Origin of the sequence: Sphingopyxis alaskensis RB2256 (assembly GCF_000013985.1) — a bacterium.
GTDB lineage: Bacteria > Pseudomonadota > Alphaproteobacteria > Sphingomonadales > Sphingomonadaceae > Sphingopyxis > Sphingopyxis alaskensis.
In genome coordinates this window covers 2216761-2240508 of sequence record NC_008048.1, presented here as the reverse complement: position 1 = coordinate 2240508, position 23748 = coordinate 2216761, and the positions used below count along the sequence as shown (strand labels likewise).

Here is a 23748-nt window from a genome sequence, read left to right as displayed (position 1 = left end):
GGGATGGTGTCAGGCGGGGGTTTCGACCGTGAACCGGCCGTGGCGGCGATATTGCACCAGCCAGCCGTCGGCGACCGCCGCGAGCGGGGTGGGCGTGATGCCAAGCTCGGCGAGGCCCGCGGCGCCGCTCGCCACGACATTGTCGCTTTGCAGCATCAGCCACTGGTCTCTGGTGATCGGCGCACCGGGCGCCCAGCCGAATCCGGTCGCGAGCGCCGAGGCAAGAAAATCGGGCACGTCGATGAACAGCGGCGACCGTCCGGTTGCATCGGCGATCCAGCGGAGCAGTTCGCGCATCGTCAGCACCTGCGGCCCACCGAGTTCGAACAGCCTGCCGGTGGCCGTGTCGGCCAGCGCGGCGACGACCGCATCGGCGACATCGCCGACATAGACGGGCTGGAACTTCGCTTGCGGCGCGATCACCGGCATGACCGGCGCGAGGCGCATCATGCCGGCAAAGCGATTGATGAACCGGTCCTCGCGGCCAAAGATGATCGAGGGACGCAGGATGGCGGCCCCGGTAAAGGCCGCGCGCACCGCGGCTTCGCCGTCGCCCTTGCTGCGGCCATAGGCCGAAGGGCTGTCGCGGTCGGCGCCGATCGCCGAGACATGGACGAGCGCGCGCGCGCCCGCCGCTTTCGCCGTCGTCGCGACATGTCCCGCGCCATCGGCCTGCACCGCGCGCATATCGTCGAACGCGCCGACCAGGTTGATCACCGCGTCGCTGCCCTGCACCGCGCGCGCCACGCTCGCCGCGTCACGGACGTCGGCGTGGACGAACTGCGTCTGGCCAAGCCCGCCGAGCGGCTTCAGGAAGGTCGCCGCGCGCGGGTCGCGCTGTGCAATACGAACGCGCGCGCCGCGCGCCAGCAACCGTTGCACGACATAGCGGCCGAGGAAGCCGCCGCCGCCCAGCACCGTGATCAATTGCCCGTCGAAAGTCTGCATGGGTCCGCCTGTGTGATTCTCTTCAAGGGGCGCGCACGGGCGCCGAACGGCTTTCCCATGCCGCGAAGCGAAGGGAGGGGCAAGGGAGAAGGCCAGTTTGCGCCGCGAAACCGTTCGGTTTGAGATAAAAAGCACGACGGCGACCGGAGCGCGGTTGACAAGCCGCCAGCCGCCCCGCTAAGCGCCCGCTCCTACCCCGTGCCCAGATGGCGGAATTGGTAGACGCACCAGCTTCAGGTGCTGGCGATCGCAAGGTCGTGGAGGTTCGAGTCCTCTTCTGGGCACCATTTGTTCTTCTCGGAACATCCCGAAAATGTATTAAACCCGCAGAAACCAGGGGAAATTGGCCCCTGGATCGTGCCGGATCGTCCCGCCTTTTCTCGGGGGTTCCGCACATTTTGCGGGCTTTTTGCAGGCCTTTGCGAAAACCACATCGGGAAAAGGCCCGAACATGCCGCTGATCGAGACTCGGCTTTGCGCCCTCGAGCCAAAGGACAAGCCCTACAAGGTTGCTGACGACCGCGGATTTTACGTCGAGGTCTTCCCAGCCGGGGGCAAACTCTGGCGATTCCGCTACCGGATCGGCCCGGTCGAACAGAAGCTGTCGATCGGTGCCTATCCCGCGATCAGCCTGAAGCAGGCGAGGCAGTCAGCATGGACATTAGCTCAAGTTTCAATTGATGGCCGTCCGATGCCGCGCGCCTTCGCGGGCCCGAGCAACAATGTCAGGTTCCGGCGCCTCGATGGCGTCAGAAAATCTTTTATTTCAACGGATTGACTGGTGCCGCTTACAGGACTCGAACCTGTGGCCCCATCATTACGAATGATGTGCTCTACCAACTGAGCTAAAGCGGCAACGCCGGCGCCTCTAACAGTGCCGCCGGATGATGACAAGCGCCCTCTGGCATTTGTTTCTGTTCCCCGGACGAGGACGGTGTTGGCGAGACGAAGAATTTTTTCGACCGGTGACGGGGGATTCCAGCGTGTGGACGTCCAAGATCATTATTGCCCTGTTGTCGATCCGGTTGGCTGTCCTTTCATCAGGGCCGGACTCCAATCAAGACTGGAGGAAAATCAGGGGGTCAGGTCAACCGGGTTTAATCCCCGACCAGGCTGCGCACCGGATTGATGTCGGAAAAGGGAACATCGACGTCCTGACCCATGATCCACAGCTTCTGGCACGCGATGGCAAAGAACATCAGCGCGATCGTCCAGACGATGAAGGTCTTGCGCGCGATCCAGCGTCGTTCGGCCTCTTCCGCCGCGGCGCGTGCCTTATAGTCGATGCCCAGCTCGCCCTCGAACTCGGCGACCAGCTGCGCGCGGCGGGTTCGCGAAATGTTGGCGATGCTCGCATCTCCTTCGGCGCGTTTCGGGCGGCGTTTCGCCATGATCCACCTTGGTCCAGCCAGTCCTGCTGCCGGATATAGCCGCGATGCCCTGCCAATTGGTTAACCGGCGAGGGTCAATTGCGCGCGATGCCGATCAATTTGATCCGCGCCGATGCGCCCCGGATCAACGTCAGGTCGCGCGGCGGGACGTCGAGCGCGGCGGCGAGCAGGCGCAGCACGGCGGCGTTCGCAGCGCCGTCGGCGGGCGGAACGGTCACGCGCAGATGCACGGTGCCACCCTCGATCCGCACCGCCTCGCTGCGCGCGCCGGGCGTCATCCGCACCTCGATCCGCCCGTCGGCGGCGAGGGCCCGGAGCGCCGCGGTCAGCGCGGGATCGGGGCGGTATTTCAGATGGTGACGACCAGCTTGCCCACCGCGCTGCGATCGCCGAGCTTGGCGATCGCCTTGCCTCCGTCTTCAAGGGCATAGCTGCCGGTGACGCGCGGCTTGATCTTGCCTTGCTCCCACAGCTGGAACAGGCGCGCGATATTGGCGCGGTTGCGTTCCGGTTCGCGTGCGACGAACGCGCCCCAGAAGACGCCGGCAACGTCGCAGCTCTTGAGCAGCGTCAGGTTCAGCGGCAGGCGCGGGATGCCCGCGGGGAAGCCGACGACCAGATAGCGGCCCTCCCACGCGATCGAACGCAGCGCCGGCTCGGCATAATCGCCGCCGACTGCGTCATAGATGAGGTTCGCGCCGCCCGGCCCGACGGCTTCCTTGAATCGGTTCGCAAGTTCCTTCGACTGGTCCTTGTCGAACGGCTGGCGGCCATAGACCACGATCTCGTCGGCGCCCGCGTCGCGCGCGATCGCGGCCTTCTCCTCGCTCGACACGCCCGCGACGACGCGCGCCCCGAACGCCTTGCCCAGCTCGACTGCGGCGATGCCGACCCCGCCCGATGCGCCCAGGACCAGCAGCGTGTCGCCTTCCTTGATGTGCCCGCGATCAACGAGCGCGTGGATGCTGGTGCCATAGGTCATCAGCAAGGAGGCACCTTCGGCAAAGTCATGGCCTTCGGGCAGGTGATAGACATTATGCACCGAGACCGCGACCGCCTCGGCCATTCCCCCGTTGCCGCAGCCCGCGATCACCCGGTCGCCGGCCTTGAACCCGGTGACGCCCTCGCCGACTTCGGCGACCAGCCCGGCCACTTCGCCGCCAGGCGCAAAGGGGCGTTCGGGTTTGAACTGATATTTATCCTCGATGATGAGCGTGTCGGGGAAATTGACCGCGCAGGCTTTCACGTCGATCACGATCTGGCCCTTGCCCGCGCTCGGGCGCGGCAGTTCGCCAAGGACCAGCGTTTCGGGGCCGCCGGTTGCGGTCGACAAAAGAGCCTTCATCACATCTTCTCCTCTTCGGTGTCCTACCCGACGACGGCGCGCATCCACGGACGCTCGGCATCGAGCCTGTCTTCATAGGCGCCGATCGCCGCATCGCTCTTTTCGGTCAGCGAAATCTCGTCGAGCCCTTCGAGCAGGCACATCTTGCGGAACGGGTCGATCTCGAAGGTGAAGCGGTCCTGGAACGGCGTCGTCACCGTCTGATGCTCGAGGTCGATGCGGACCGGATCGGTCGCCGCCACTTCGAGAAGCCGGTCGATCGCCGCCTGCGGCAGCACGACCGGCAGGATGCCGTTCTTCACCGCATTGCCCGAAAAAATGTCCGAATAGCTCGGCGCGATCACGACGCGGATACCGAGGTCGCCGAGCGCCCAGGCGGCATGTTCGCGGCTCGACCCGCATCCGAAATTGTCGCCCGCGATCAGGATCGGGGCTTGCCTGTATTCGGGGCGGTCGAACAGATTGTCGGGATCGGCGCGCAGGCTTTCGAACGCGCCGCGTCCCATGCCCTCGCGCGTCGTGGTCTTCAGCCAGTGCGCAGGGATGATGACGTCGGTGTCGATATTTTTGAGGCCCAGCGGGATGGCGCGGCCCTCGACCTGGTTCAGCGGCGTCATGTCATTCGGCCGCCTTGGGAAAGGGGGGCAGCTTGGCGACGTCGCGCGGCTCGTGCTGGATGATCACCGTCGCGCCCAGATTCTTCGCCAGCCCCTTGAAGCGGTCGAACGACGCGAGCGTCTGGGCGCGGTCGGTGTTGAACTCCGGCACGCCTTCGCTGTCGTAATTTTCCTGAAAATGCGCCTGGTCGCCGCTCAGCAGCACCGGACCCATGCCGGCGAGCCGCACGAGCAGCACGTGGTGGCCCGGCGTATGCCCCGGCATGTCGAGCATCATCACGCGACCGTCGCCGAAAATGTCCTTGTCGCGTTCGACCGGCTCGACCGCGCCGCCGCCGCCGATCCAGTGGGTAAAGGGTTGGGGATTGACCCACGCCGGGCGGCCGCTGTCGATCAGCCAGTCCCAGTCGCGTTTGCCGATGTAGAGCTTCGCGGCCGGGAAATCGGGCAATTGACCGATATGGTCGAAGTGGAAATGGCTGACGCCGACGACGTCGATCTCCTCGGGCTTGATGCCCAGCTCGGCGAGTTGCTCGACCAGGCTTGTGCGCACCGTCGCCGACATGTCGCCGTCGGTGTTGAACGCCGCGCCCTTCAGCGCGGTCGGCAGGCCCAGATCCCAGAGCATCAGCTGGTCGCCGTGACGGATGAGATAACAACCGACCGTCAGGTCACGGCTTTGCCCCGGATAGGCCTCGGTATCCGAAAAGGCGTTGAGCCGGTTGACGCGCACCGTCCCGCAATCGAGCCGGGTCAGGCTGAGCTTCGCAGCTGCGGGCCTGTCCTGCGCCAGCGCGGGGGTGGCGAGCGCCAGTGCCGCCGCGATCGTTATGACAGCTTTCCCGATCATGCCCTTCGGCTCCCTCTGTCTGCGTTCATGCCATTAATTCGCGCACGTCGGTGAGCTTTCCGGTCACCGCCGCCGCCGCGGCCATCGCGGGGCTGACGAGGTGCGTGCGGGCACCCGGTCCTTGCCGACCGACGAAATTGCGATTGCTCGTCGATGCGCAGCGCTCGCCCGCGGGCACCTTGTCGGGGTTCATCGCGAGGCACGCCGAACAGCCGGGCTCGCGCCATTCGAGTCCCGCGTCGATGAAGATGCGGTCGAGTCCCTCGGCCTCGGCCTGAGCCTTCACCAGGCCCGAACCGGGAACGACGATCGCCCATTTGACGCCCGGCGCCTTCCTGCGACCCTTCAGCACCGCTGCGGCGGCGCGCAAATCCTCGATCCGGCTGTTGGTGCAGCTGCCGATGAAGATATTTTCGACCGGCACATCCTGCATCCGCGTGCCGGGTTCGAGCCCCATATAGGCCAGGCTCTTGGCGGCGGCGGCCCGTTTCGACGGATCGGAAAAGCTTGCCGGATCGGGCACGGTGCCGGTGATCGGCACGACGTCCTCGGGACTCGTGCCCCACGTCACGCTGGGCGCGATGTCGGCGGCGTCGATGACGACCACCTTGTCGTAAGTCGCGCCGGGATCGGTGGTCAGGCTTTTCCAGTAAGCGACCGCGGCGTCCCAGTCGGCGCCCTTCGGGGCGTAGGGGCGGCCCTTGAGATAAGCGAAAGTCGTCTCGTCGGGCGCGATCAGTCCGGCGCGCGCGCCGCCCTCGATCGCCATGTTGCTGATCGTCAGCCGCCCCTCGATCGACAGCGCGCGGATCGCGCTGCCGGTATATTCGATGACGTGGCCCGTGCCGCCCGCGGCGCCGATGGTGCCCGTGATGTGCAGGATGATGTCCTTCGCGCTGACGCCGGGGCCGACGTCGCCCTCGACGCGCACCTCCATCGTCTTCGCGGGCTGGAGCAGCAGGGTCTGCGTCGCCAGAACATGCTCGACCTCGCTCGTCCCGATGCCAAAGGCGAGCGCGCCGATGCCGCCGTGGCACGCCGTGTGGCTGTCGCCGCAAACGATCGTTGCGCCGGGCAGCGAAAAACCCTGTTCGGGGCCGACGACATGAACGATGCCCTGCTCGGGCGCGATCGCGTCGATGTAACGGATGCCGAACTCGGGCGCGTTCTTCTCCAGCGCCGCCAATTGCGCCGCGCTTTCGGGGTCGGCGATCGGCAGCCGGTTGCCCGCCGCATCCTTGCGCGGCGTCGTCGGCACATTATGGTCGGGCACCGCGAGCGTCAGGTCGGGGCGGCGCACCGTGCGGCCGCTCGCGCGAAGCCCGGCAAAGGCCTGCGGGCTGGTGACTTCATGGACGAGGTGGCGGTCGATGAAGATCAGGCAGGTGCCGTCGCCGCGCCGTTCGACGACATGCGCGTCCCAGATTTTTTCGTAAAGCGTGCGGGGCCGAGTCATGCGGGATCACTTACGCCGCCTGCATAACTTTGCAAGCGAGTGGCGAAGGAAAACGCAATTTTCGGTCGCAATGGCCCGCGCGCCGTGCCCAGCCCTCTCTTAATCGTCATCCCGGCGAAGGCCGGGATCTCACCCTATCGGTATGTCGCACCGGCGGGATCCCGGCCTTCGCCGGGATGACGCGCGGAGTATGGCATCATGTCTTCGACGCGCCTATAATCCCCATATGTCGCTCCCCGCCATCCTTTTCCTTGTCCTCGCCACCGTCATCGCGATGGAGGGCGTCGCTTGGGCGTCGCACAAATATATCATGCATGGCTTTGGCTGGGCGTGGCACCGCGACCATCACGAACCGCACGACAACCGCCTCGAAAAGAACGATCTGTTCGCGCTGTTCGGCGCGGCGATGAGCATTTCGGCCTTCGCCATCGGCAGTCCGATGATCATGGGTGCCGCGGCGTGGAAGCCGGGAACGTGGATCGGGCTCGGCATCCTCCTTTACGGCATCATCTATACGCTGGTGCACGACGGGCTCGTCCACCAGCGCTATTTCCGCTGGGTCCCGCGCCGCGGCTATGCCAAGCGGCTCGTGCAGGCGCACAAGCTCCATCATGCGACGATCGGCAAAGAGGGCGGGGTGAGTTTCGGCTTCGTCTTTGCGCGCGATCCCGCGAAGCTGAAGGCCGAATTGAAAGCCCAGCGCGAGGCCGGGATCGCGGTGGTGCGCGAGGCTTTGGCCGATTAATCCGTCATTGCGAGGAGCCGAAGGCGACGCGGCAATCTCAAGCTGTCGTCCTTGCGCATGGCGCATAGCTGGAGATTGCTTCGCTTCGCTCGCAATGACGGAGTTTGTTCGGTCTAACCCACCCGATAATCCGCCGTAATCACCCCCGCCGCCGCCAGTTCGGCCTCATGGCTTTCTTCGCGCCATTGCTCGGCGAGCGCCTGCCGCTCCCACTCCAGCATCGCCGGATGCGCCAGCATATGATCGACCCACGCCTGCCCTGCGCCGACGTCGAGGCCATAGGTGCGGATACGAAAGGCGACCGGCGCGAAAAAGGCATCGACGGCGGTAAAGTCGGCGCCCGCCAGCCACGGCCCGCCAAAGCGCGCCAGCCCTTCCTCGAACAATTCGCGGATGCGCGCGACGTTCGCGCACAGGGCATCGGACATCGGCTTCGGCGTCACGCGCACCCCGACGTTCATCGTGCAATCATTGCGGAGCGCCGCAAAGCCGCTGTGCATTTCGCACGCGGCACAGACCGCCCAGGCGCGCGCATCGGGATCGGTCGGCCACACGCCCGCGTGCCGGTCGGCGAGATAAAGCGCGATGCCCAGCGAATCGTGGATCGTCCGGCCCTCGTGAAGCAGCACGGGCACCTGTCCGGTCGGTGAAAAGGCGCGGAACTCCTCGTAATTGCTCGGCTTGGTAAAGGGCTCGATGCGGTCGCGAAACGCGATGTCCAGACCCCTCATCAATATCCACGGGCGCAGCGACCAGCTCGAATAATTGCGGTTGGCGGTGATCAGCTCATACATGCTTCGCGTTCCTGGGCGATCATGGGGGAGACATAGCCGGGGTCGTGCGCAAAGGGCATCGGCGTGCCGTCGCGCAGCGCCGCGAGCACGCTGCCGAAGTTGCTCCTGGCGCGCCAGCCGAAGCGGCGCTCGGCGCGCGACGGGTCGTAAACGCGGTCGATTGTCGCGGGGAGCACCCAGCCTTTGGCGGCATAAAGCTCGGCGGCGTCGGGGTGATAGCGTGCGATTACCGCGCGTGCGTCGCGCGCCAGCTCCTCGGCATCGTCGCGTGCGAAGGGCGGCGGCGCGGAAAGGATGAAGCTATCGCAGCCAATCGTCGGCGCCGCCTCCAGCGCGGCGAGATGCGCCGCCGCGGCATCCTCGACCGTCAGGCGGCGGTGGAGCAATTCATTCGCTTTCAGGTTCGGGCCGCTCGGCACGGCGTGCGTATCGTCATCCTCGGGAAAGAAGCGCCCGGTGCGCAGGATCGCGACGTTGATCCCATGCTCGCGGTGGACCAGCCTGACCGCCTGCTCGGCGGCCAGCTTGGTGATGCCATAGATGTTGCGCGGTTCCAGCGGACCGAAATCCTCGTCCATCCACCACGCGCCGCGCTCGCCCGCGCCCGCGCGGACTTCGGCGCGCACCATCAGCGAGGTGGTCGAGGTGAAGAGGAAACGGTCGTTGCCCGCCGCGACCGCCGCTTCGATCAGGTTCAGCGTGCCCGTCACATTGACGTCGATGAAGGCCCGGCGCGGATGTCGCGCGATGTCGGGCTTGTGCAGCGCGCCGCCATGAATGATGGCGTCAATGCCATGCTCGCCCATCGTCCGCTCGATCAGCGCGCGGTCGGCGACGGTGCCGACGACGTGGGTATGCACGCCGGGGACGACGTCGAGTCCGATGACCTCATGGCCATTTCGTGCGAGCAGCGGCGCCAGATGGCGTCCCAGCCATCCCGACGATCCGCTGAGCAGAACGCGCATATGATCCTCCGCCTGGGTGGTGTGCGCCCCTTATCCGCGGCGCCGGTCAGGGTGCAAGATGGTCCCACGCTTTTGCGGTGCCGACAGCGTAAACCGCGCCGTAAATCAGCACGATCAGCGACGAAACGATCGCAAAGCCGTCCGAATAGTGGCACGTCACAAGGTTCAGCGGCACAAAGGCCAGCGCGCGGAGCAAATAAATGGCGACGATGACGACCAGCCCGGTGCGCAGCAACGGCAGGCGCGGCAGCAGCCCCGCGCCCGACAGCGCATAGGCGGCCCAGAGAAGCAACATCGCCGCAATCCCCAGCGTCACCAGCGTCGGCATCCATTCGCCGCGCCCCGCCGCGCGCGCCATCGCTTCGCCTGCGCCGAAGAAGCGATACCATTCGGGCCCGCCGAAAATGCAGGCGAGGTGCGCGAGCGCGGCGATGATCGACAGGCAGCCGCCGACGAGCAACCAGGGCGAGCCCGGATGCGCCGCGACGTCAGCCAATATTCAGCCAATATAATGCGCCGTCGTCTTGGCCGCGACGTCCTCCGCCGTCACCCCCGGCGCGAGTTCGATCAGGCGGAAGGGGCTGTCGTGGTCGTCGCGGCGGAAGACGGCAAGGTCGGTGATGATCATGTCGACGACATTCTTGCCCGTCAGCGGCAGGGTGCATTCGGGGATGAACTTCGGGCTGCCGTCCTTGGCATTGTGCTCCATCACGACGATGATCTTCTTGACCCCGGCGACCAGGTCCATCGCGCCGCCCATGCCCTTGATCATCTTGCCGGGGATCATCCAGTTGGCGATGTCGCCATTTTCGGCGACTTCCATCGCGCCCAATACGGTCAGGTCGATATGCCCGCCGCGGATCATCGCGAAGCTGTCGGCCGACGAGAAATAGGCCGATTGCGGCAGCTCGCTGATCGTCTGCTTGCCCGCGTTGATCAGGTCGGGGTCTTCCTCCCCCTCAAAGGGAAAGGGGCCGATCCCCAGCATCCCGTTCTCGGACTGGAGCGTCACCGTCATCCCCGCGGGGATATGGTTCGCCACCAGCGTCGGGATGCCGATGCCGAGGTTGACATAATAGCCGTCCTGCAGCTCTTTTGCGGCGCGCGCCGCCATATCGTCGCGGGTCCAGGGCATCAGGCGGTCTCCCTCGGGCGAACGGTGCGGAACTCGATCTTCTTGTCGTACGGCGCGCCGACGATCATCCGCTTCACATAGATGCCGGGCAGGTGGATGCAGTCGGGGTCGAGGCTGCCCGTAGGCACGATTTCCTCGACCTCGGCGACGCAGATCCTGGCCGCGGTCGCCATCGGCTGGTTGAAATTGCGCGCGGTCTTGCGGAAAATCAGGTTGCCGCTTTCGTCGGCTTTCCACCCTTTGATGATCGCGAGGTCTGCGAAGATGCCGCGCTCCAGGATATAATCCTGCCCGTCGAAACTCTTCACTTCCTTGCCCTCGGCGACGAGCGTGCCGACGCCGGTTCTGGTATAGAAGCCCGGAATGCCCGCGCCGCCCGCGCGGCAGCGTTCGGCGAGCGTCCCCTGCGGACAGAACTCGACCTCCAGCTCGCCCGCCAGATATTGCCGCTCGAACTCCTTGTTCTCGCCGACGTAGGACGAGATCATCTTCTTGACCTGCCGCGTGCGTAGCAGCTTGCCGAGTCCTTCGCCGTCGATCCCGGCGTTGTTGCTCGCGATGGTCAGATCCTTGACCCCCGCGTCGCGGACCGCGTCGATCAACCGTTCGGGGATGCCGCACAGGCCAAAGCCGCCCGCGCAAATCTGCATCCCGTCAAAGAGCAGACCGTCGAGCGCGGCAGCGGCGTCGGGATAAAGCTTGTTCGCCATTCAACGGCCTCCTGGCTGGGGGTGCGGGCGCGACCTTGGCGCAAATAATCCATCAATTCTAATTGTTCTAATTTTCGATTATGGATAAATTATGTCTATCAATCGCGTCGCGCTCTACCATCTCGAAACCCTGCTCTGGATCGACCGGCTCGGCACCTTTTCGGCCGCCGCCGAACGGCTCAACACGACGCAGCCCGCGGTGTCGGCGCGGATGCGCGAGCTTGAACAAAGGCTCGGCACACCGCTGTTCCACCGCGACGGCCGGACGATGGCGCTGACCGCTGCGGGGCGCAAGCTGGTGCGCGACTGCGACCCGTTGCTGCGCGACATGCAGCTCGCGCTGCTCGGCAGCGGCGGCTTTGCCGAGGCGAGCGGCGTCGTGCGCATCGGCGCGGGGGAGATTGCGGCGGCGAGCTGTCTGCCCGCCTTTGTCGCGCGGTTGAAGGCCGACATGCCCAATGTCGCGCTGGAGATCGAGATCGACCTGACCGCCAACCTCATCCAGCAACTGCTCACCGGGCGCACCGACATTGCCTTTGCCGCGGGGCCGATCGCGCACCCGGCGCTCAAGACCAGCCCGATCGGTGAGGTCGAGCTGGTGTGGCTCGCGAATCCGGCGGTCGCCGCCGCCTTTGCAGGGGGCGAGGCGATGCCGCCGGTCTGGTCGCTCGCCAGCCATTCGCCGATTCACGGCCGGATGCGCGAGGCGATCGCCGCGTCGCGCATAGCGCAAAAATCGCTCAACCTCTGCAACAACGCCCGCATGATGATCGACATCGCGCGCGCGGGCGGCGGCATCGGCATCTTTCCCCGCCCGATGGTGCGCGGCGAGATCGCGGCGGGCGCGCTCGTCGAAATTGCCGCGATGCCCGCGCTCGCCCCGGTCGCCTTCCACGTCGCGATGCGCGTCGCCGACACCGAGCCCGTGCTGACGCAAATCTTCGAGCGCGCGGCGAAGCTCGACCTCGCTGAGGTGGCGGTTTGAACCGGACGGCCGGAAACGACCGATTGCGGCCTGAAGCGATCCTCCCCCGTTGGGGGAGGATCGCTTCAGGCCACTCCCCACCCAAAAAAACAGCCAATTCAGGGCAGCTCCATCCCCAGCACCGCCGACAGGTCGGCGAGCGCCTGTTCGCCGCTCGTCACCTTGATCGCGTGCATCCCCAACTGGCTTGCGGGTTTGCAGTTGATGCCAAGGTCGTCGAGATAGACGCATTCGGCGGGCTGCACGCCCAGCGCCTCGCACATCATTTCATAGATACGCGGATCGGGCTTGCGCACGCCGACCTTGCTCGATTCGATCACATGGTCGAATCGCGCCATGATCGCCGCAACTTCGGCCGCGAGTTCTTCGCTGCGCGCCATCCCGGCGCCCTTGCCCGACGGCACATTGTTGGTGATGCACCCAGTGCCAAAGTCGCGGGCTTTCAGCGTGTCGAGCGCCGCGACCATCGCCGGACGCACCGCACCGGCGAGCACCGCCAGCACCGCTTCGCCTTCCAGTTCGTGGCCCATCGCGCGCGCCTCGGACGCGAACAGGCTGTCGAACGCCGCGGCGTCGATCTCGGCGCGCTCGAAGCGGGCCCAGGCGTTGCCGTCGGGGTCGGCGGCGTTGACGCGGCGAATGAAATCGCGCGGCAGCCCGCGCTCGGCCTCCAGCCGGTTGAATGCCTCGAAGGGCGAGGCGGTGATGACGCCGCCGAAATCGAAAATGACGGTGGTGTAGGTCATGGCACGACGACGATTCCCTTCCGCGGGTCGGCTGCGCCTGACAGCATCTCGCGATAGGCGGCGAGCGCGGCTTCGCCGCCCTTGCGCGTGTCGATCGCCGCCAGCCGCGGGGCAACGTCCATGAAGGCGGTCCAGGCCTCGGCGATCTTCGCACCGAAGGCTGCCCCGCCCCAGTCGGCGATGCGCTTCTGGCTGCGGCCGGGCGCGAAGAAACCCTGCCGCTGGGGGCCGGGCAGGCCTTCGACGTCGGCCTGCGCATCCCAGTGCGACTTGCCGACGACGATGGAGGCCATGAGGTTGTTTCCGAAATGGCTGTGCACGACGCGCGTCACCGCGCCATTGCCTGCCATGTCGACCAGCGCCGCGGGGGCGGCGGCGTTGAGCGTCATGATCTGGTCATAGCTGATCACCCGGTCGTAAATGCCCTGCGCGGCGAGCGCCTCGACATTGGCCGCGCTGGTCAGGCCGACCGTTTCGGGGCGCGGTTCGGGCCGCTGCTTCAATGTGAAGCCCAGGCCGATCGCGGTCTTGCTCGACGCGCTGGCGATCAGGATCTGGTCGGCGCCATAATCGCCCTCGTCCGCGAACTGGTCAGCGATCAGCCAGCCGGTCAGGAACAGCGGGCGGAACACCGGCCAATAATCATGGTCGGCGGCGCGATAGCCCTCCAGCGCCTCGATCCGCTGATACTGGTTATAGATCGGGGGCAGGGTGGTGCGCCGTGGCGTCACGTCGGTAAATCCGCCCGGCCCGGCCTTGCCCACGGTCAGCACCGCATCGCTCGCCATCGGATAATAGCCATAGAAACGCTCGCCCGCCGCGACGCCCTCGACCGCGCTTTCGGTCACTGTCGCGAAACCCCACACCGGCAGGCGGCCAGGGGCGCCCGGTTCGGAAAAGAAATCCCAATAGCCCTGGTCGTTGCCGAACAGGCCCGCCGGCTGGCCGAACACCGCATAAGTGATGTTGTTCGCGGTCATTGCATAGCTGTCGAGATGCACGCGCACCTGACCCGGCGCGAGCGGCTCGCGGGCTTCCTCGACCAATCGGGCTTGCGTGATATCGTCGCGATCGATGTCGATCGCCCAGCGGTTTGCGTTCATTGCGGACCCCTCCGATTGCTTTTCCCGCGGACGCGGGCCGGTCGCCAGTCATACAGATGGGGGCGCCGCTGACAATCGCCGCCGGTCTCAACCCACCGTCGTGCCGAGCAGCGACCCGATCGCGATCGTCGCGGCCATCGCAAAGGCGCCCCAAAAGGTCACGCGGACGACCGCGCGCACCATCGGTGCTTGCCCCGCCCATGCGCCCAGCGCGCCAAGGATCGCGAGGAAGGCGAGCGACGCCGCCGACACCGTCCATGGCAGCGACGTGCCGCGGTCGAGCAGCACCGTCGCGAGCGGCAGCGCCGCGCCGACCGAAAAGCTCGCCGCCGATGCCGCCGCCGCCTGAATCGGCCGCGCTGCGGATACCGCGCTCATCCCCAACTCGTCGCGCAAATGCGTGTCGAGCGCGTCGTGCGCGGTCAGCTGCACCGCGACCTGTTCGGCGAGCAGCCGGTCGAGCCCGCGCGCCTCATAGATTTGCGTCAGCTCTTCCAGCTCGAACTCCGGGTCCGCGGCAAGGTGCCGTCTCTCCAGTTCGACATCGGCCTTTTCGGCGTCGCCCTGCGAGCTGACCGAGACATATTCGCCCGCCGCCATCGACATCGCGCCCGCGACGAGCCCGGCGCTGCCGGTGATGAGGATCGACGCTTCCGACGCGCCCGCCGCCGCGACGCCCGCGATCAGGCTTGCCGTCGAGACGATCCCGTCGTTGGCGCCCAGGATCGCCGCCCGTAGCCAGCCGATGCGCGTGACCGCGTGATTTTCCTCGTGCATCGCGGCCCTCTCAATATGGCAACGGCAATCCCGGCCGCGTCCAGCGTGTCTTCACCAGTCTTCCGGTTCCCGACAGGGTGATATAGGCATCCTGCCGGTCGGGCCCGCCAAAGGCGATGTTGGTCGTGAAAATATCGTCGGTGGCGACGAACTCGACCAGCTCGCCCGTGGGCGAAACGACGCTGATCCCGCATTCGCCGATCGTCGCGACGGCGATATTGCCGTTCGCTTCCATCGCAAGGCTGTCGAAGAACTTATAGCCCGCGGGGCGATAGAGCGGAATGCCGGGGCCGCCCGGTCCTGCGGCATCGTCGACCTTGCCGGGCGCGACGATGTTGAACCGGGTCAGCCGGCAGGTATAGGTTTCCGCGGCGTAGAGCTTGCTCCCGTCGGGCGAGAGGCCGATGCCGTTGGGGTTATAGCTCGGAAAGATCACTTCCTCGATAAAACTGCCGTCGGCCTTGGCATAAAAGATGCCGACGATGTCGTGACAGCGCTTGGCATAATCGACCTTGCCATGGTCGGTGAACCAGAAGCCGCCGTGGCTGTCGAACATCAGGTCGTTGGGGCCGCGCAGCACCACGCCGTGATCGCCCGACTGGTAAAGCACCTCGACCGCGCCCGTCGCGATGTCGATCCGCTCGATCCGCCCGCCAGAATAATCGTCGGCGATGCCGTGCGGCGCCAGATAGCCGTTCGATTCGACATAGTTGAACCCGCCATTGTTGCAGCAATAGAGCTTGCCGTCGGGACCGATCGCCAGGCCGTTGGGGCCGCCGCCGGGTGTCGCGATCACCTGTTTTCTGCCACCGGGCCAGCAGCGCGTGATCCGCCCCGCGGCGACTTCGGTGACGATGACGCTGCCGTCGTCCATCACCACCGGCGCCTCGGGAAAGCGCAGTCCGTCGGCGATCAGTTCAAACTCGGCCATCCCCATCTCCCTTGCTCTCGCTCATCGGCTGTGCTTTGCGGCCATCATGCCCGTTCGCACGCTCTTCGCCAGCACTTTCTACGAAGCCGACATCGGCACCCCCGACCTGCTCGATGCGCTGGAGGAAAGCTGCCGCCTGTTCGCCGAAGAGGATGGCGCCGGGAAAGCGTGGAGCCGCGAGCATGGCTATAAGGGTTATACCAGCTACGCGAGTCTCGGCGACCTGCCCGAACGCGACCCGGCCTTTTACGATCTGAAAAAACTGCTCGACAAGCAGGTGAAGGCCTTTGCCGGGGCGTGCCACTTCGACCTTGCCAAACCGCTGAAACTCGACAGCCTGTGGGTCAATATCCTGAAACCCGGCGGCACGCACAGCGGCCATATCCACCCGCATTCCATCGTCTCGGGCACCTTCTACGTCGCCGTGCCGCCGGGGTCGGGCGCGCTCAAGCTCGAAGACCCGCGCCTGCCGATGCTGATGGCGGCGCCGGGACGTACCGACGATGCCCCCGAATATCTCCGCCCCTTCGTCTACGCCGAACCCGCCGCGGGCCGCGTCTTTTTGTGGGAAAGCTGGCTGAGGCACGAGGTGATGCCGCACGCGGGCAAGGGCGAGCGGATCAGCATCAGCTTTAACTATCGTTGAGCCAATCCTATATCGCGCGCATCTGTTAGACTATGCCCTCTTCCCGTTCGTGTCGAGCGAAGTCGAGACGCCTCTCGGCCTTGCGCTGTTCCGATGGGTGTCTCGACTTCGCTCGACACGAACGGATTTCGGGGGCGCAGCGAAAGTGTTTCCCATGACCGCCACCTACGACGCCGACCTCCAGCTCTTCATCAACGGCGCCTGGCGGAGCGGCGAGGGGCGCGACGAGCGGCCGGTGTTCAACCCGGCGACCGCGGGCACGATCGCCGCGCTGCCGGTGGCGACCAGCGCCGACCTCGACGAAGCGCTCGCCGCTGCCGAACGCGGCTGGCCGGCCTGGCGCGCCAGGACCCCCGACGAGCGCGCCGCGCTGATGCACAAGGCTGCGGGGCTGATCCGTGAGCGCGTCGATCACATCGCGACGTTACTGACGCTCGAACAGGGCAAGCCGATCGCCGAAGCGCGCGGCGAGGTGCTCTCGGCGGCGGGGCTGTTCGACTATTTCGCCGAGCAGGGCAAACGCATCGAGGGCCGCGTGCTCCAGCGCCCGCTCGGCCAGCGCGCGATGGTCACCAAACATCCGGTCGGCCCGGTCGCGGGCTTCAGCCCGTGGAACTTCCCGGTCAATCTGATGGTCAAGAAAATCGCCCCCGCGCTCGCCGCGGGCTGCGTCGTGATCGCAAAAGCGCCCGAGGAAACGCCCGGCTGCACCAGCGCGGTGATGCGCTGCATCGCCGACGCAGGGATTTCCGGCGATGTGGCGCAGCTGGTCTATGGCGATCCTGACATGATCAGCCGACATCTTCTTGCCAGTCCCGTGATCCGCAAGGTCAGCTTCACCGGCTCGACCGCCGTGGGCAAGCATCTGATGCGGCTCGCCGCCGACGGGGTGAAGCGCATCACGATGGAACTGGGCGGCCATGCCCCGGTGCTGATCTTCGACGACTGCGACCTCGAAACCACGCTCGATCGCGTCGTTTGGCAGAAGTTCCGCAATGCTGGACAGGTGTGCATCTCGCCGACGCGCTTCTATGTCCAGCAGGGCATCTACGACGCCTTCGTAAAGGGCTTTGCCGAGCGTACCGCCAAGGTGAAGATTGGCAGCGGCCTCGACGCCGACACGCAGATGGGTCCGCTCGCCAACGCGCGCCGCATTCCCGCGCTGGAGGCGCTCGTCGCCGATGCAAAAGCAAAGGGCGCGCGCGTGATCGCGGGCGGCGAGGCGACGGGCGAGGGCTATTTTTTCCAGCCCACCGCGATCGCCGATGTGCCGGTCGAGGCCGACGCGATGAACCACGAACCCTTTGGCCCGTTGGCGCTGATCCGCCCGTTCGGCACCGAGGATGAGGCGCTCGAACAGGCCAATCGCCTGCCCTACGGCCTCGCCGCCTTTGCCTTCACCGAGAATGGGCGGCGCATCAACCGGATCGTCGACAGCATCGAAAGCGGGATGGTCGGGGTGAACAGCTTCGTCATCTCGGCGCTCGACACGCCCTTCGGCGGGATCAAGGAATCGGGTTTCGGAAGCGAAAGCGGGCCCGAGGGGCTGGACGGCTATCTGGTGACGAAGGCGGTGCATATTTATTGATGCGCCGCACGGCGCTCAGGCGAATGGTGGTTTGGGGTGAAGGGCTGCCCTACCGCTATTCGTCATCCCGGCGAAGGCCGGGATCTCGCCGGTGCGTCAGGACGAGAGGGTGAGATCCCGGCCTTCGCCGGGATGACGACGATAGAAATGGCTGCTGTTGGTCGAAACCGGCCAACGTCAGCCAGCAACGCTCAATCCCGGTCCAGCGCCACAAAATCGCGTCCCAGCGGCGCCAGATGCGCGCCGCCGTCGACAAAGATCGTCTGCCCTGTCACCGCCTCGGCGCGCGCGAGCCAGGCGACCGCGTCGGCGACCTCGGCGGGGGTCGGCAGCGCGCCCAGCGGCATCCGCTTTGCCAGCCGTTCGACCTGCGCCGCCGAATAATCGCCGGTCGCCAGCGTCAGCCCCGGCGCGACGGCGTTGACGCGCGCGCGGCTGCCGAACGCGACCGCCAGCGTCGCCGTCGCCTGCCACAGCGCCGCTTTCGACAGGCTGTAGGCGATCTGGTCGGGCACCGGATGCGCGACGCGCTGATCGACGATATTGACGATCGCGGGGCGCCTGCCCTCGCTCGCCGCGACGAGCGCCCTGGCGAGCATTACCGGCGCATGGTGATTGACCTGCATCATTTCGGCGAGCGCAGCCGCCGACAGGTCGGCCCATTCGCCCTCGGCGAACAGCGCCGCATTGTTGACGAGCAGGTCGGGCGCGCGGCCGAATCGTTCGATCACTGCGGGGACCAGCGCCTCGACCGCCGCCGGATCGGACAGGTCGGCGGCAAAGCGATGGCTGACCGCGCCGGTCTCGGCGAGTGCTTCGGCCAGCACCGGGTCGGCCTCGCCGGGGCTGCGCTTGTGGATCGCCAGCGCATAGCCCTCGCGCGCGAGCCGCGCCGAAATCGCGGCGCCGACGCGGTGGAGCCCGCCCGTGACGAGAGCGAGCTTTTGCGTCATTTGCGAACCCGCCGCATGGTGATCCCGATCTCTTCGCCTTCTTCGGCGATCGCCAGCTTGACGATCTTGACCTCGACCTCCTCGACCTTGTCGTCCTGCAGGAACAAGGTGTCGATGATATGATCGGCGACGCTTTCGATCAGCACGAAATGCACATCCTTGGGAATGGCCTCGGTCGCCGCGAATTTCAGGTGCATATAATTTTTGGACCGACTGAGCGGCGTCGTCGGCTCATAATGATCGGCGATCGCCAGCCGTGCGCGCACCGAAATGCGCAGCGGCTGCGGCAGGTGCGTTTCTTCGGAATAGATGCCGGTCAGCACCTGGGTGGTGATTCCGTCCACCTCCAGCCACAATGTATCGGTCACAAGATATTCCTGTCCACCGGGTGCGACATTCGGCTTTGCATCGCCACCCCGCACCCCTAAAGCGCCGCCGCATTAGCGAAAGGGTGCGCGTTGGTCGAGTTACTTCCATTGTCGAACATCGAACCGGCGGCGGTCGAGGATCTGCTCGACGCGGCGTTCGGCGCCGACCGCTTTGAACGCATCGCCTATCGCATCCGCAACGGCATGAAAGCGGTGCCTGCGCTCAGCTTTGCGGCGGTCGAAAAGGGGGCGCTCGTTGGCGCGATCCAGTGCTGGCCGGTCGCGCACCGCGCTGCCGACGGCACGGCGACGCCGCTCGTCATGGTCGGCCCCGTCGCGGTGCGCCCCGACGTCCAGCGCGGCGGGTACGGCCGCGCGCTGATGGCGCAGATGCTCGCCGCCGCCGAAACTGCGGCCGACGGTGCGCTGATGATGATCGGCGATCCCGAATATTATGGCCGCTTCTTCGGCTTTACGGTCGATGCCACGGGCGAATGGGATCTGCCGGGACCGTTCGAGCGGCGGCGCCTGCTTGCGCGCCCGGTGAACGGCTATGATCCGCCGGTCGGCGCGGGCATGATCGGGCCGCGCTGACCCATCGGGCAGCTGTGAGGGTTGCGCGACGCGCCCGGCCCCCTATGTCGGAGGCATGATCGGCCCGTCACCTTCGCTTTCCAGCGACTTTGCACAGCTTTCGCTCGCCGAAGTTGCCGAGCGGTTCGCGGCGCAGACGCTGCCGCCGGTCGAAAGCTGGCATCCCGAACGCAGCGGCGACAGCGCGATGGAGATCCGCGCCGACGGCAGCTGGTATCACGAGGGCGGACGGATCAACCGGCCGGCGATGGTCAGGCTTTTCTCGACGATTCTGCGGCGCGAGGCCGACGGCAGCCACGTCCTCGTCACCCCGGCCGAAAAGCTCGCCATCGCGGTCGAGGACACGCCCTTTCGCGCGGTCGAGATGAAGAGCGAAGGCGAGGGGGCGGCGCGCAAACTCGTCTTTCGCCTCGACACCGACGACCTCGTGCTTGCGGGCCCGGACCATCCGCTGTCCTTCGGCAGCGACCCCGACCGCCCCGACCCGCGGCTGCATGTGCGCGGCACCATCGGCAACGGGCTCGAGGCGCGCATCGACCGCGCGCTTTATTACGAAATCGTCGAGATGGCGCTCGCCGGGGGTGACGATCCGCCCGTGATATGGTCGAATGGCGCGCAATTTCCCCTGGTCGATCGCTGATGCTGTCGGCCAAATTGCGCGACGCGCTCGCCAATCTGCTGCCCGAACCGGGTGAGGACGAGGCCTATCTGGGCACGCCGACGTTGCGCGATGCCGCGGTGCTGATCGCCTTCACCGACCGCGCGGATCCCGGCGTCATCCTGACCCAGCGGCCGCAATGGCTGCGCAGTCATGCGGGGCAGGTGGCCTTTCCCGGCGGCAAGATCGACCCCGGCGACCGCGACGCCATCGACGCCGCGCTGCGCGAGGCCGAGGAGGAAATCGGCCTCAGCCGCCATGATGTGATGATCGCCGGTGCAACCGAGCCCTATCGTTCGGGAAGCGGCTATCGCATCACCCCGGTGCTCGGCGTCATCCCGCCCGACCTTCGCTTCGACCCCAATCCCGACGAGGTCGAGGACTGGTTCGAAGTGCCGCTCGACATATTGTTCGACCCCGGCAATTATGCGCGCCAGCACGCGCATTGGCAGGGGCAGGACCGGCATTATTATGACATGGAGTGGCAGGGACGGCGGATCTGGGGCGTGACCGCGGGTATCATCGTCAATCTGGCGCGCCGCCTGCCCGCGGGGTGGCACCGGTGACGCGGCTGCCCGACGCCGCCTGGCGCGACCGGCCGGGGCTGCGCCGCATCGTCGCCGCGCTTGCCGACGATGGCGGCGCGGTCAAGGTCGTCGGTGGCGCGGTGCGCGACACCTTGCTCGGCCTTGATGTCACCGACGTCGACCTTGCGACCCCGCTTGTCCCCGGAGAGGTGACGCGGCGGCTGGAAGCGGCGGGAATCAAGGTGATCCCGACCGGAATCGCGCACGGCACCGTCACCGCGATCGCCAGCGGCGACCATCACGAGATCACGACGCTTCGCCGCGACGTCGCGACCGACGGCCGCCGTGCGACAGTGGCCTTCGCCGACGACTGGCGCGAGGATGCGGCGCGCCGCGACTTCACGATCAACGCGCTTTATGCCGATCCCCGGACGGGCGCGATCGACGACTGGTTCGGGGGCCTTGCGGATCTTGACCGCGGCCGCGTCGCGTTCATCGGCGACGCCGCCTCGCGCATTGCCGAGGATCATCTGCGCATCCTGCGCTTTTACCGCTTCGCCGCGCGCTTCGGGCGTGGCGACCTCGATCCCGCAAGCCATGCCGCGGTTGTCGCGGCGCGGCAATCGCTCAAAAGCCTGTCGCGCGAACGCATCGCCGACGAACTCGCCAAGATATTGGCGCTGCCCGACCCGCGCGCGATCGTCGCGCAGATGCACGCCGACGGCATCCTCGCCGTGCTGCTGCCCGAACTCGACGCCGGCTTTGCGGCGGCGCTCGACCGGCTGTTCGCAAACGAAGCGGTGGCCGGTGCTGTGCCCGCGGCGCTTCGCCGCCTCGCCGCGCTGCTCCCCGCCGATGTCGCGATCGCCGAACAGGTGGCGAGCCGCCTGCGCCTGTCGACACGCCAGCGCAAGCATCTCGCCGCGCTCGGCGGCCACCGCCACGATGTCGCGCGTCCGGTGCGCCAGCTGGCGTACGCCATCGGGATCGAGGCGGCGCGCGACGTGCATCTGCTGGCGGGCGATCCTGCCGCGCTTCGGACGCTGTCGGACTGGCAGGTCCCCATGCTCCCGGTGAAGGGCGGGGACATCGTCGCGCGCGGCATTGCGGCGGGGCCTGAGGTGGCGCGCATCCTGAAGGCGGTCGAGGCCGCGTGGGTGGCCGAAGATTTCCCGGACGCCGCGCGCGTCGCCGAGCTGGTCGATCAGAAGATCGGCCGCGTCAGCGACTGACGCCAGTAATCGAGCGCCGCCTTGCCATCCATCGGCCGCGCGAACAGATAGCCCTGCCCGAAGTCGCAGCCGAGCGCCGACAGCAGCCGCGCCTGATCGGTTGTCTCGACCCCCTCGGCGGTGGTCTTCATCCCCAGCACTTCGGCGAGGCTCTGGATCGTGCGGACGATCGCCACCTTGTCGCGGTCGTCGACCATATGTTCGACAAAGCTGCGGTCGATCTTGAGCACGTCGATCGGCAGCCGCTGAAGATAGGCAAGGTTCGAATAGCCGGTGCCGAAATCGTCCATCGCGACGCGCGCGTCGAGTGCCTTCAGTTCGCGCAGCACCGACAGCGCCAGGTCGGGATCGCCGATGATCGCGCTTTCGGTCAGCTCGATCATCAGCCGCTCGCCGCCGATGCCATGCTTTTGGAGCGCCTGGCGAACCACCCCCGCGACGTCGTCACGCACCAGCTGGATCGCCGAGACATTGACCGAGAAATAGGCGTTGACGACCTGCCCGCCATTCTGCCGGTCCCAGTCGGCGAGCACCGCCGCGGCCTTGCCGATCGCCCATTGGCCCAGCGGGACGATCAGCCCCGAATCCTCGGCGATCGGAATGAATTCGGTCGGTGACACCGCGACCCCGCTGCTATTGTCCCAGCGCGCGAGCGCCTCGAACCCCGCGACGCGCCCGCTCGCCATCTCGATGAGCGGCTGGAAGGCGAGATGCAGCCGGTCTTCCTCGATCGCGTTGCGCAGTTCGGTCTCGAGCCCGAAACGATTGTCCGACAGCATCGCCGCTTCGGGTTCATAGATTTCGATGCGGTCGGTCTGCTTCGCCCGCTTGAGCGCGATCTGCGCGTGGCGGATCTGGTTGGCGACGTCGATCTCGCTGGTCGGCTGGATCGAACAGCCGAGCGCGCAATCGACGCTGACCTTCAGTTCGCCGATACGAAAGGGATGGTCGAAACAGCCGCGGATGCGCCGCGCCATTTCGCGCACATCGGCGCGCCCGCCCGCGATTCGTGTCGAAATGGCGAATTCGTCACCGCCGGTGCGCGCCAGTATGTCGCCGCTGCGCAGGCTCGATTTCAACCGCCGTGCGACGGTGATGATCAGCTCGTCGCCCGCCATCGGGCCGATATGTTCGTTGATGCGCGAAAAGCGCGCGAGGTCGAGCAGCAGTATGGCGTGATCGGCGCCCGGCGCATCGCGGTGCGCCCGCTGTTCGACCAGCTCCTCGAACCCGGCGCGGTTGGGCAGGCCGGTCAGGCTGTCGGACACCAGCTCGCGGCGCAGATTGCGCTCGGTCATCATTTCCTGGGTGCGATCGATCAGCGTCAGCAGGAACAGCCCGTCGTCATCCGTTTCGGTGGGCAGCGGGCCGATATGTCCGCGCAGGTCGCGCGCCGCCGGTCCCTCGCCGAGCTGGCACGAAAACTCCTGCACCTCGTCGGGATGCTGCGATGCGCGTTCGACTGCGCGCAGAAGCTCGATCGGCGCGTCGGCGCCGACCGGCGACAGCTTCAGTCGGTCGAAGGCGGCATTGCTCGCGTGGAGCCGGAAATTGCCGCGCGCCATCGGCCTGACCAGCGCCGCCGGAACGGGCAGCGCGTCGATCCAGCCGACAAACAGCAAGGGCCGGTCTTCGCCGGTTCGATCAATAGGCATAACAGCGGGTTTTGTGCGACCTTTCCCCA

At 66.5% G+C, this 23748-nt stretch carries 28 protein-coding genes and 2 tRNA genes; 10 read left to right on the top strand and 20 right to left on the bottom strand.

Going from position 1 to position 23748, the window contains the following annotated elements; translation table 11 throughout:
• Positions 1 to 9 precede the first annotated feature (9 nt).
• Positions 10 to 948, bottom strand: a complete 939-nt coding sequence (locus SALA_RS10875) for a complex I NDUFA9 subunit family protein (protein ID WP_011542421.1) — start codon at positions 946 to 948, stop codon at positions 10 to 12.
• Positions 949 to 1148: 200 nt separating this feature from the next.
• Between SALA_RS10875 and SALA_RS10870 the strand changes: the two genes are divergently transcribed.
• Both SALA_RS10870 and SALA_RS17510 read left to right on the top strand, forming a co-directional pair.
• Positions 1149 to 1235: transfer RNA gene (locus tag SALA_RS10870), tRNA-Leu, on the top strand.
• A 164-nt stretch (positions 1236 to 1399) separates the two neighbouring features.
• Entirely contained in the window at positions 1400 to 1726 is a 327-nt protein-coding gene (locus tag SALA_RS17510; RefSeq protein ID WP_011542420.1) for an Arm DNA-binding domain-containing protein, read from the top strand.
• Position 1727: 1 nt separating this feature from the next.
• On the opposite strand, the gene SALA_RS10860 is transcribed toward SALA_RS17510, so the two are convergent.
• The 7 genes from SALA_RS10860 to leuC form a co-directional block, all read right to left on the bottom strand.
• Positions 1728 to 1803, bottom strand: a tRNA-Thr gene (locus SALA_RS10860).
• Positions 1804 to 2045: 242 nt separating this feature from the next.
• Entirely contained in the window at positions 2046 to 2339 is a 294-nt protein-coding gene (locus SALA_RS10855) for a hypothetical protein (RefSeq protein ID WP_011542419.1), read from the bottom strand.
• A gap of 74 nt (positions 2340 to 2413) precedes the next feature.
• Entirely contained in the window at positions 2414 to 2623 is a 210-nt protein-coding gene (locus SALA_RS10850; protein ID WP_322785223.1) for a DUF167 family protein, read from the bottom strand.
• Positions 2624 to 2688: 65 nt separating this feature from the next.
• Complete coding sequence (locus SALA_RS10845) at positions 2689 to 3684, bottom strand: NADPH:quinone oxidoreductase family protein (protein WP_011542417.1); 996 nt, start codon at positions 3682 to 3684, stop codon at positions 2689 to 2691.
• A gap of 23 nt (positions 3685 to 3707) precedes the next feature.
• On the bottom strand, positions 3708 to 4301 hold the full coding sequence (gene leuD / locus SALA_RS10840; RefSeq protein ID WP_011542416.1) for a 3-isopropylmalate dehydratase small subunit: 594 nt from the start codon (positions 4299 to 4301) through the stop codon (positions 3708 to 3710).
• A 1-nt stretch (position 4302) separates the two neighbouring features.
• Positions 4303 to 5151: an N-acyl homoserine lactonase family protein gene (locus SALA_RS10835; protein ID WP_011542415.1), complete on the bottom strand. Its 849-nt coding sequence runs from the start codon at positions 5149 to 5151 to the stop codon at positions 4303 to 4305.
• Positions 5152 to 5176: 25 nt separating this feature from the next.
• The gene (gene leuC / locus SALA_RS10830) at positions 5177 to 6607 is read right to left on the bottom strand and encodes a 3-isopropylmalate dehydratase large subunit (RefSeq protein ID WP_011542414.1); all 1431 of its coding nucleotides are present in this window, start codon (positions 6605 to 6607) and stop codon (positions 5177 to 5179) included.
• 226 nt (positions 6608 to 6833) lie between these two features.
• Between leuC and SALA_RS10825 the strand changes: the two genes are divergently transcribed.
• Positions 6834 to 7352, top strand: a complete 519-nt coding sequence (locus SALA_RS10825) for a sterol desaturase family protein (protein ID WP_041383272.1) — start codon at positions 6834 to 6836, stop codon at positions 7350 to 7352.
• A gap of 113 nt (positions 7353 to 7465) precedes the next feature.
• On the opposite strand, the gene SALA_RS10820 is transcribed toward SALA_RS10825, so the two are convergent.
• Genes SALA_RS10820 through SALA_RS10800 form a run of 5 tightly spaced genes read right to left on the bottom strand, consistent with a single transcriptional unit; the run spans position 7466 to position 10956 of the window.
• On the bottom strand, positions 7466 to 8146 hold the full coding sequence (locus SALA_RS10820) for a glutathione S-transferase family protein (RefSeq protein WP_011542412.1): 681 nt from the start codon (positions 8144 to 8146) through the stop codon (positions 7466 to 7468).
• On the bottom strand, positions 8134 to 9111 hold the full coding sequence (locus tag SALA_RS10815; RefSeq protein WP_011542411.1) for an NAD-dependent epimerase/dehydratase family protein: 978 nt from the start codon (positions 9109 to 9111) through the stop codon (positions 8134 to 8136). The genes SALA_RS10820 and SALA_RS10815 overlap by 13 nt, the downstream gene beginning before the upstream one ends.
• A gap of 46 nt (positions 9112 to 9157) precedes the next feature.
• The gene (locus SALA_RS10810; RefSeq protein WP_011542410.1) at positions 9158 to 9607 is read right to left on the bottom strand and encodes a hypothetical protein; all 450 of its coding nucleotides are present in this window, start codon (positions 9605 to 9607) and stop codon (positions 9158 to 9160) included.
• Between the two features lie 3 nt (positions 9608 to 9610).
• Positions 9611 to 10246 carry a CoA transferase subunit B gene (locus tag SALA_RS10805; protein WP_011542409.1) on the bottom strand — a complete coding sequence of 212 codons (636 nt, stop codon included), beginning with the start codon at positions 10244 to 10246 and terminating at the stop codon, positions 9611 to 9613.
• Positions 10246 to 10956, bottom strand: coding sequence for a CoA transferase subunit A (locus tag SALA_RS10800; RefSeq protein WP_011542408.1), 711 nt, complete (start codon positions 10954 to 10956; stop codon positions 10246 to 10248). The genes SALA_RS10805 and SALA_RS10800 overlap by 1 nt, the downstream gene beginning before the upstream one ends.
• 91 nt (positions 10957 to 11047) lie before the next feature.
• Between SALA_RS10800 and SALA_RS10795 the strand changes: the two genes are divergently transcribed.
• Complete coding sequence (locus tag SALA_RS10795; protein WP_011542407.1) at positions 11048 to 11941, top strand: LysR family transcriptional regulator; 894 nt, start codon at positions 11048 to 11050, stop codon at positions 11939 to 11941.
• Between the two features lie 98 nt (positions 11942 to 12039).
• Here the strand turns inward: SALA_RS10795 and SALA_RS10790 are convergent, their stop codons facing one another.
• The 4 genes from SALA_RS10790 to SALA_RS10775 form a co-directional block, all read right to left on the bottom strand.
• On the bottom strand, positions 12040 to 12687 hold the full coding sequence (locus SALA_RS10790) for an HAD-IA family hydrolase (RefSeq protein ID WP_011542406.1): 648 nt from the start codon (positions 12685 to 12687) through the stop codon (positions 12040 to 12042).
• Positions 12684 to 13790 (bottom strand): DUF2855 family protein, encoded by a 1107-nt coding sequence (locus SALA_RS10785; RefSeq protein WP_011542405.1) that lies wholly within the window; start codon positions 13788 to 13790, stop codon positions 12684 to 12686. Before SALA_RS10785 ends, SALA_RS10790 begins: the two co-directional genes overlap by 4 nt.
• Before the next feature lie 87 nt (positions 13791 to 13877).
• The gene (locus SALA_RS10780; protein ID WP_011542404.1) at positions 13878 to 14567 is read right to left on the bottom strand and encodes a VIT1/CCC1 transporter family protein; all 690 of its coding nucleotides are present in this window, start codon (positions 14565 to 14567) and stop codon (positions 13878 to 13880) included.
• Between the two features lie 10 nt (positions 14568 to 14577).
• Positions 14578 to 15498, bottom strand: coding sequence for an SMP-30/gluconolactonase/LRE family protein (locus tag SALA_RS10775; RefSeq protein ID WP_011542403.1), 921 nt, complete (start codon positions 15496 to 15498; stop codon positions 14578 to 14580).
• A gap of 46 nt (positions 15499 to 15544) precedes the next feature.
• Between SALA_RS10775 and SALA_RS10770 the strand changes: the two genes are divergently transcribed.
• Together SALA_RS10770 and SALA_RS10765 are read left to right on the top strand one after the other, a co-directional pair.
• Positions 15545 to 16144, top strand: a complete 600-nt coding sequence (locus SALA_RS10770) for a TIGR02466 family protein (RefSeq protein WP_011542402.1) — start codon at positions 15545 to 15547, stop codon at positions 16142 to 16144.
• A gap of 154 nt (positions 16145 to 16298) precedes the next feature.
• The gene (locus SALA_RS10765; protein WP_011542401.1) at positions 16299 to 17732 is read left to right on the top strand and encodes an NAD-dependent succinate-semialdehyde dehydrogenase; all 1434 of its coding nucleotides are present in this window, start codon (positions 16299 to 16301) and stop codon (positions 17730 to 17732) included.
• A gap of 191 nt (positions 17733 to 17923) precedes the next feature.
• On the opposite strand, the gene SALA_RS10760 is transcribed toward SALA_RS10765, so the two are convergent.
• Together SALA_RS10760 and SALA_RS10755 are read right to left on the bottom strand one after the other, a co-directional pair.
• The gene (locus tag SALA_RS10760; RefSeq protein ID WP_011542400.1) at positions 17924 to 18685 is read right to left on the bottom strand and encodes an SDR family oxidoreductase; all 762 of its coding nucleotides are present in this window, start codon (positions 18683 to 18685) and stop codon (positions 17924 to 17926) included.
• A complete protein-coding gene (locus SALA_RS10755; protein WP_041384057.1) occupies positions 18682 to 19053 on the bottom strand; it encodes a dihydroneopterin aldolase in 372 nt (123 codons plus the stop codon). Before SALA_RS10755 ends, SALA_RS10760 begins: the two co-directional genes overlap by 4 nt.
• 90 nt (positions 19054 to 19143) lie before the next feature.
• On the opposite strand from SALA_RS10755, the gene SALA_RS10750 reads away from it, so the two are divergent.
• From SALA_RS10750 to SALA_RS10735, 4 genes are read left to right on the top strand one after another with little or no spacing between them, the layout of a single operon-like run.
• Positions 19144 to 19647, top strand: coding sequence for a GNAT family N-acetyltransferase (locus SALA_RS10750; RefSeq protein WP_011542398.1), 504 nt, complete (start codon positions 19144 to 19146; stop codon positions 19645 to 19647).
• A 55-nt stretch (positions 19648 to 19702) separates the two neighbouring features.
• The gene (locus tag SALA_RS10745) at positions 19703 to 20287 is read left to right on the top strand and encodes a DUF1285 domain-containing protein (protein WP_011542397.1); all 585 of its coding nucleotides are present in this window, start codon (positions 19703 to 19705) and stop codon (positions 20285 to 20287) included.
• Positions 20287 to 20871: a CoA pyrophosphatase gene (locus SALA_RS10740; protein WP_011542396.1), complete on the top strand. Its 585-nt coding sequence runs from the start codon at positions 20287 to 20289 to the stop codon at positions 20869 to 20871. The genes SALA_RS10745 and SALA_RS10740 overlap by 1 nt, the downstream gene beginning before the upstream one ends.
• Complete coding sequence (locus tag SALA_RS10735; RefSeq protein WP_011542395.1) at positions 20868 to 22064, top strand: CCA tRNA nucleotidyltransferase; 1197 nt, start codon at positions 20868 to 20870, stop codon at positions 22062 to 22064. Before SALA_RS10740 ends, SALA_RS10735 begins: the two co-directional genes overlap by 4 nt.
• Here SALA_RS10735 and SALA_RS10730 read toward each other — a convergent pair.
• Entirely contained in the window at positions 22037 to 23719 is a 1683-nt protein-coding gene (locus tag SALA_RS10730) for a putative bifunctional diguanylate cyclase/phosphodiesterase (protein ID WP_237700861.1), read from the bottom strand. The genes SALA_RS10735 and SALA_RS10730 overlap by 28 nt on opposite strands.
• Between the last annotated feature and the right edge of the window lie 29 nt (positions 23720 to 23748).

Bases quoted from the DNA above. Each gene is read 5' to 3' on its own strand.
- SALA_RS10820 (WP_011542412.1), bottom strand. From the start codon at position 8,146: ATGTATGAGCTGATCACCGCCAACCGCAATTATTCGAGCTGGTCGCTG.
- SALA_RS10790 (WP_011542406.1), bottom strand. From the start codon at position 12,687: ATGACCTACACCACCGTCATTTTCGATTTCGGCGGCGTCATCACCGCC.
- SALA_RS10800 (WP_011542408.1), bottom strand. From the start codon at position 10,956: ATGGCGAACAAGCTTTATCCCGACGCCGCTGCCGCGCTCGACGGTCTG.
- SALA_RS10795 (WP_011542407.1), top strand. From the start codon at position 11,048: ATGTCTATCAATCGCGTCGCGCTCTACCATCTCGAAACCCTGCTCTGG.
- SALA_RS10770 (WP_011542402.1), top strand. From the start codon at position 15,545: ATGCCCGTTCGCACGCTCTTCGCCAGCACTTTCTACGAAGCCGACATC.
- leuC (WP_011542414.1), bottom strand. From the start codon at position 6,607: ATGACTCGGCCCCGCACGCTTTACGAAAAAATCTGGGACGCGCATGTC.
- SALA_RS10815 (WP_011542411.1), bottom strand. From the start codon at position 9,111: ATGCGCGTTCTGCTCAGCGGATCGTCGGGATGGCTGGGACGCCATCTG.
- SALA_RS10845 (WP_011542417.1), bottom strand. From the start codon at position 3,684: ATGAAGGCTCTTTTGTCGACCGCAACCGGCGGCCCCGAAACGCTGGTC.
- SALA_RS10760 (WP_011542400.1), bottom strand. From the start codon at position 18,685: ATGACGCAAAAGCTCGCTCTCGTCACGGGCGGGCTCCACCGCGTCGGC.
- SALA_RS10855 (WP_011542419.1), bottom strand. From the start codon at position 2,339: ATGGCGAAACGCCGCCCGAAACGCGCCGAAGGAGATGCGAGCATCGCC.
- SALA_RS10780 (WP_011542404.1), bottom strand. From the start codon at position 14,567: ATGCACGAGGAAAATCACGCGGTCACGCGCATCGGCTGGCTACGGGCG.
- SALA_RS10745 (WP_011542397.1), top strand. From the start codon at position 19,703: ATGATCGGCCCGTCACCTTCGCTTTCCAGCGACTTTGCACAGCTTTCG.
- SALA_RS17510 (WP_011542420.1), top strand. From the start codon at position 1,400: ATGCCGCTGATCGAGACTCGGCTTTGCGCCCTCGAGCCAAAGGACAAG.
- SALA_RS10730 (WP_237700861.1), bottom strand. From the start codon at position 23,719: ATGCCTATTGATCGAACCGGCGAAGACCGGCCCTTGCTGTTTGTCGGC.
- SALA_RS10875 (WP_011542421.1), bottom strand. From the start codon at position 948: ATGCAGACTTTCGACGGGCAATTGATCACGGTGCTGGGCGGCGGCGGC.
- SALA_RS10835 (WP_011542415.1), bottom strand. From the start codon at position 5,151: ATGATCGGGAAAGCTGTCATAACGATCGCGGCGGCACTGGCGCTCGCC.
- SALA_RS10765 (WP_011542401.1), top strand. From the start codon at position 16,299: ATGACCGCCACCTACGACGCCGACCTCCAGCTCTTCATCAACGGCGCC.
- SALA_RS10740 (WP_011542396.1), top strand. From the start codon at position 20,287: ATGCTGTCGGCCAAATTGCGCGACGCGCTCGCCAATCTGCTGCCCGAA.
- SALA_RS10805 (WP_011542409.1), bottom strand. From the start codon at position 10,246: ATGCCCTGGACCCGCGACGATATGGCGGCGCGCGCCGCAAAAGAGCTG.
- leuD (WP_011542416.1), bottom strand. From the start codon at position 4,301: ATGACGCCGCTGAACCAGGTCGAGGGCCGCGCCATCCCGCTGGGCCTC.
- SALA_RS10775 (WP_011542403.1), bottom strand. From the start codon at position 15,498: ATGGCCGAGTTTGAACTGATCGCCGACGGACTGCGCTTTCCCGAGGCG.
- SALA_RS10825 (WP_041383272.1), top strand. From the start codon at position 6,834: ATGTCGCTCCCCGCCATCCTTTTCCTTGTCCTCGCCACCGTCATCGCG.
- SALA_RS10785 (WP_011542405.1), bottom strand. From the start codon at position 13,790: ATGAACGCAAACCGCTGGGCGATCGACATCGATCGCGACGATATCACG.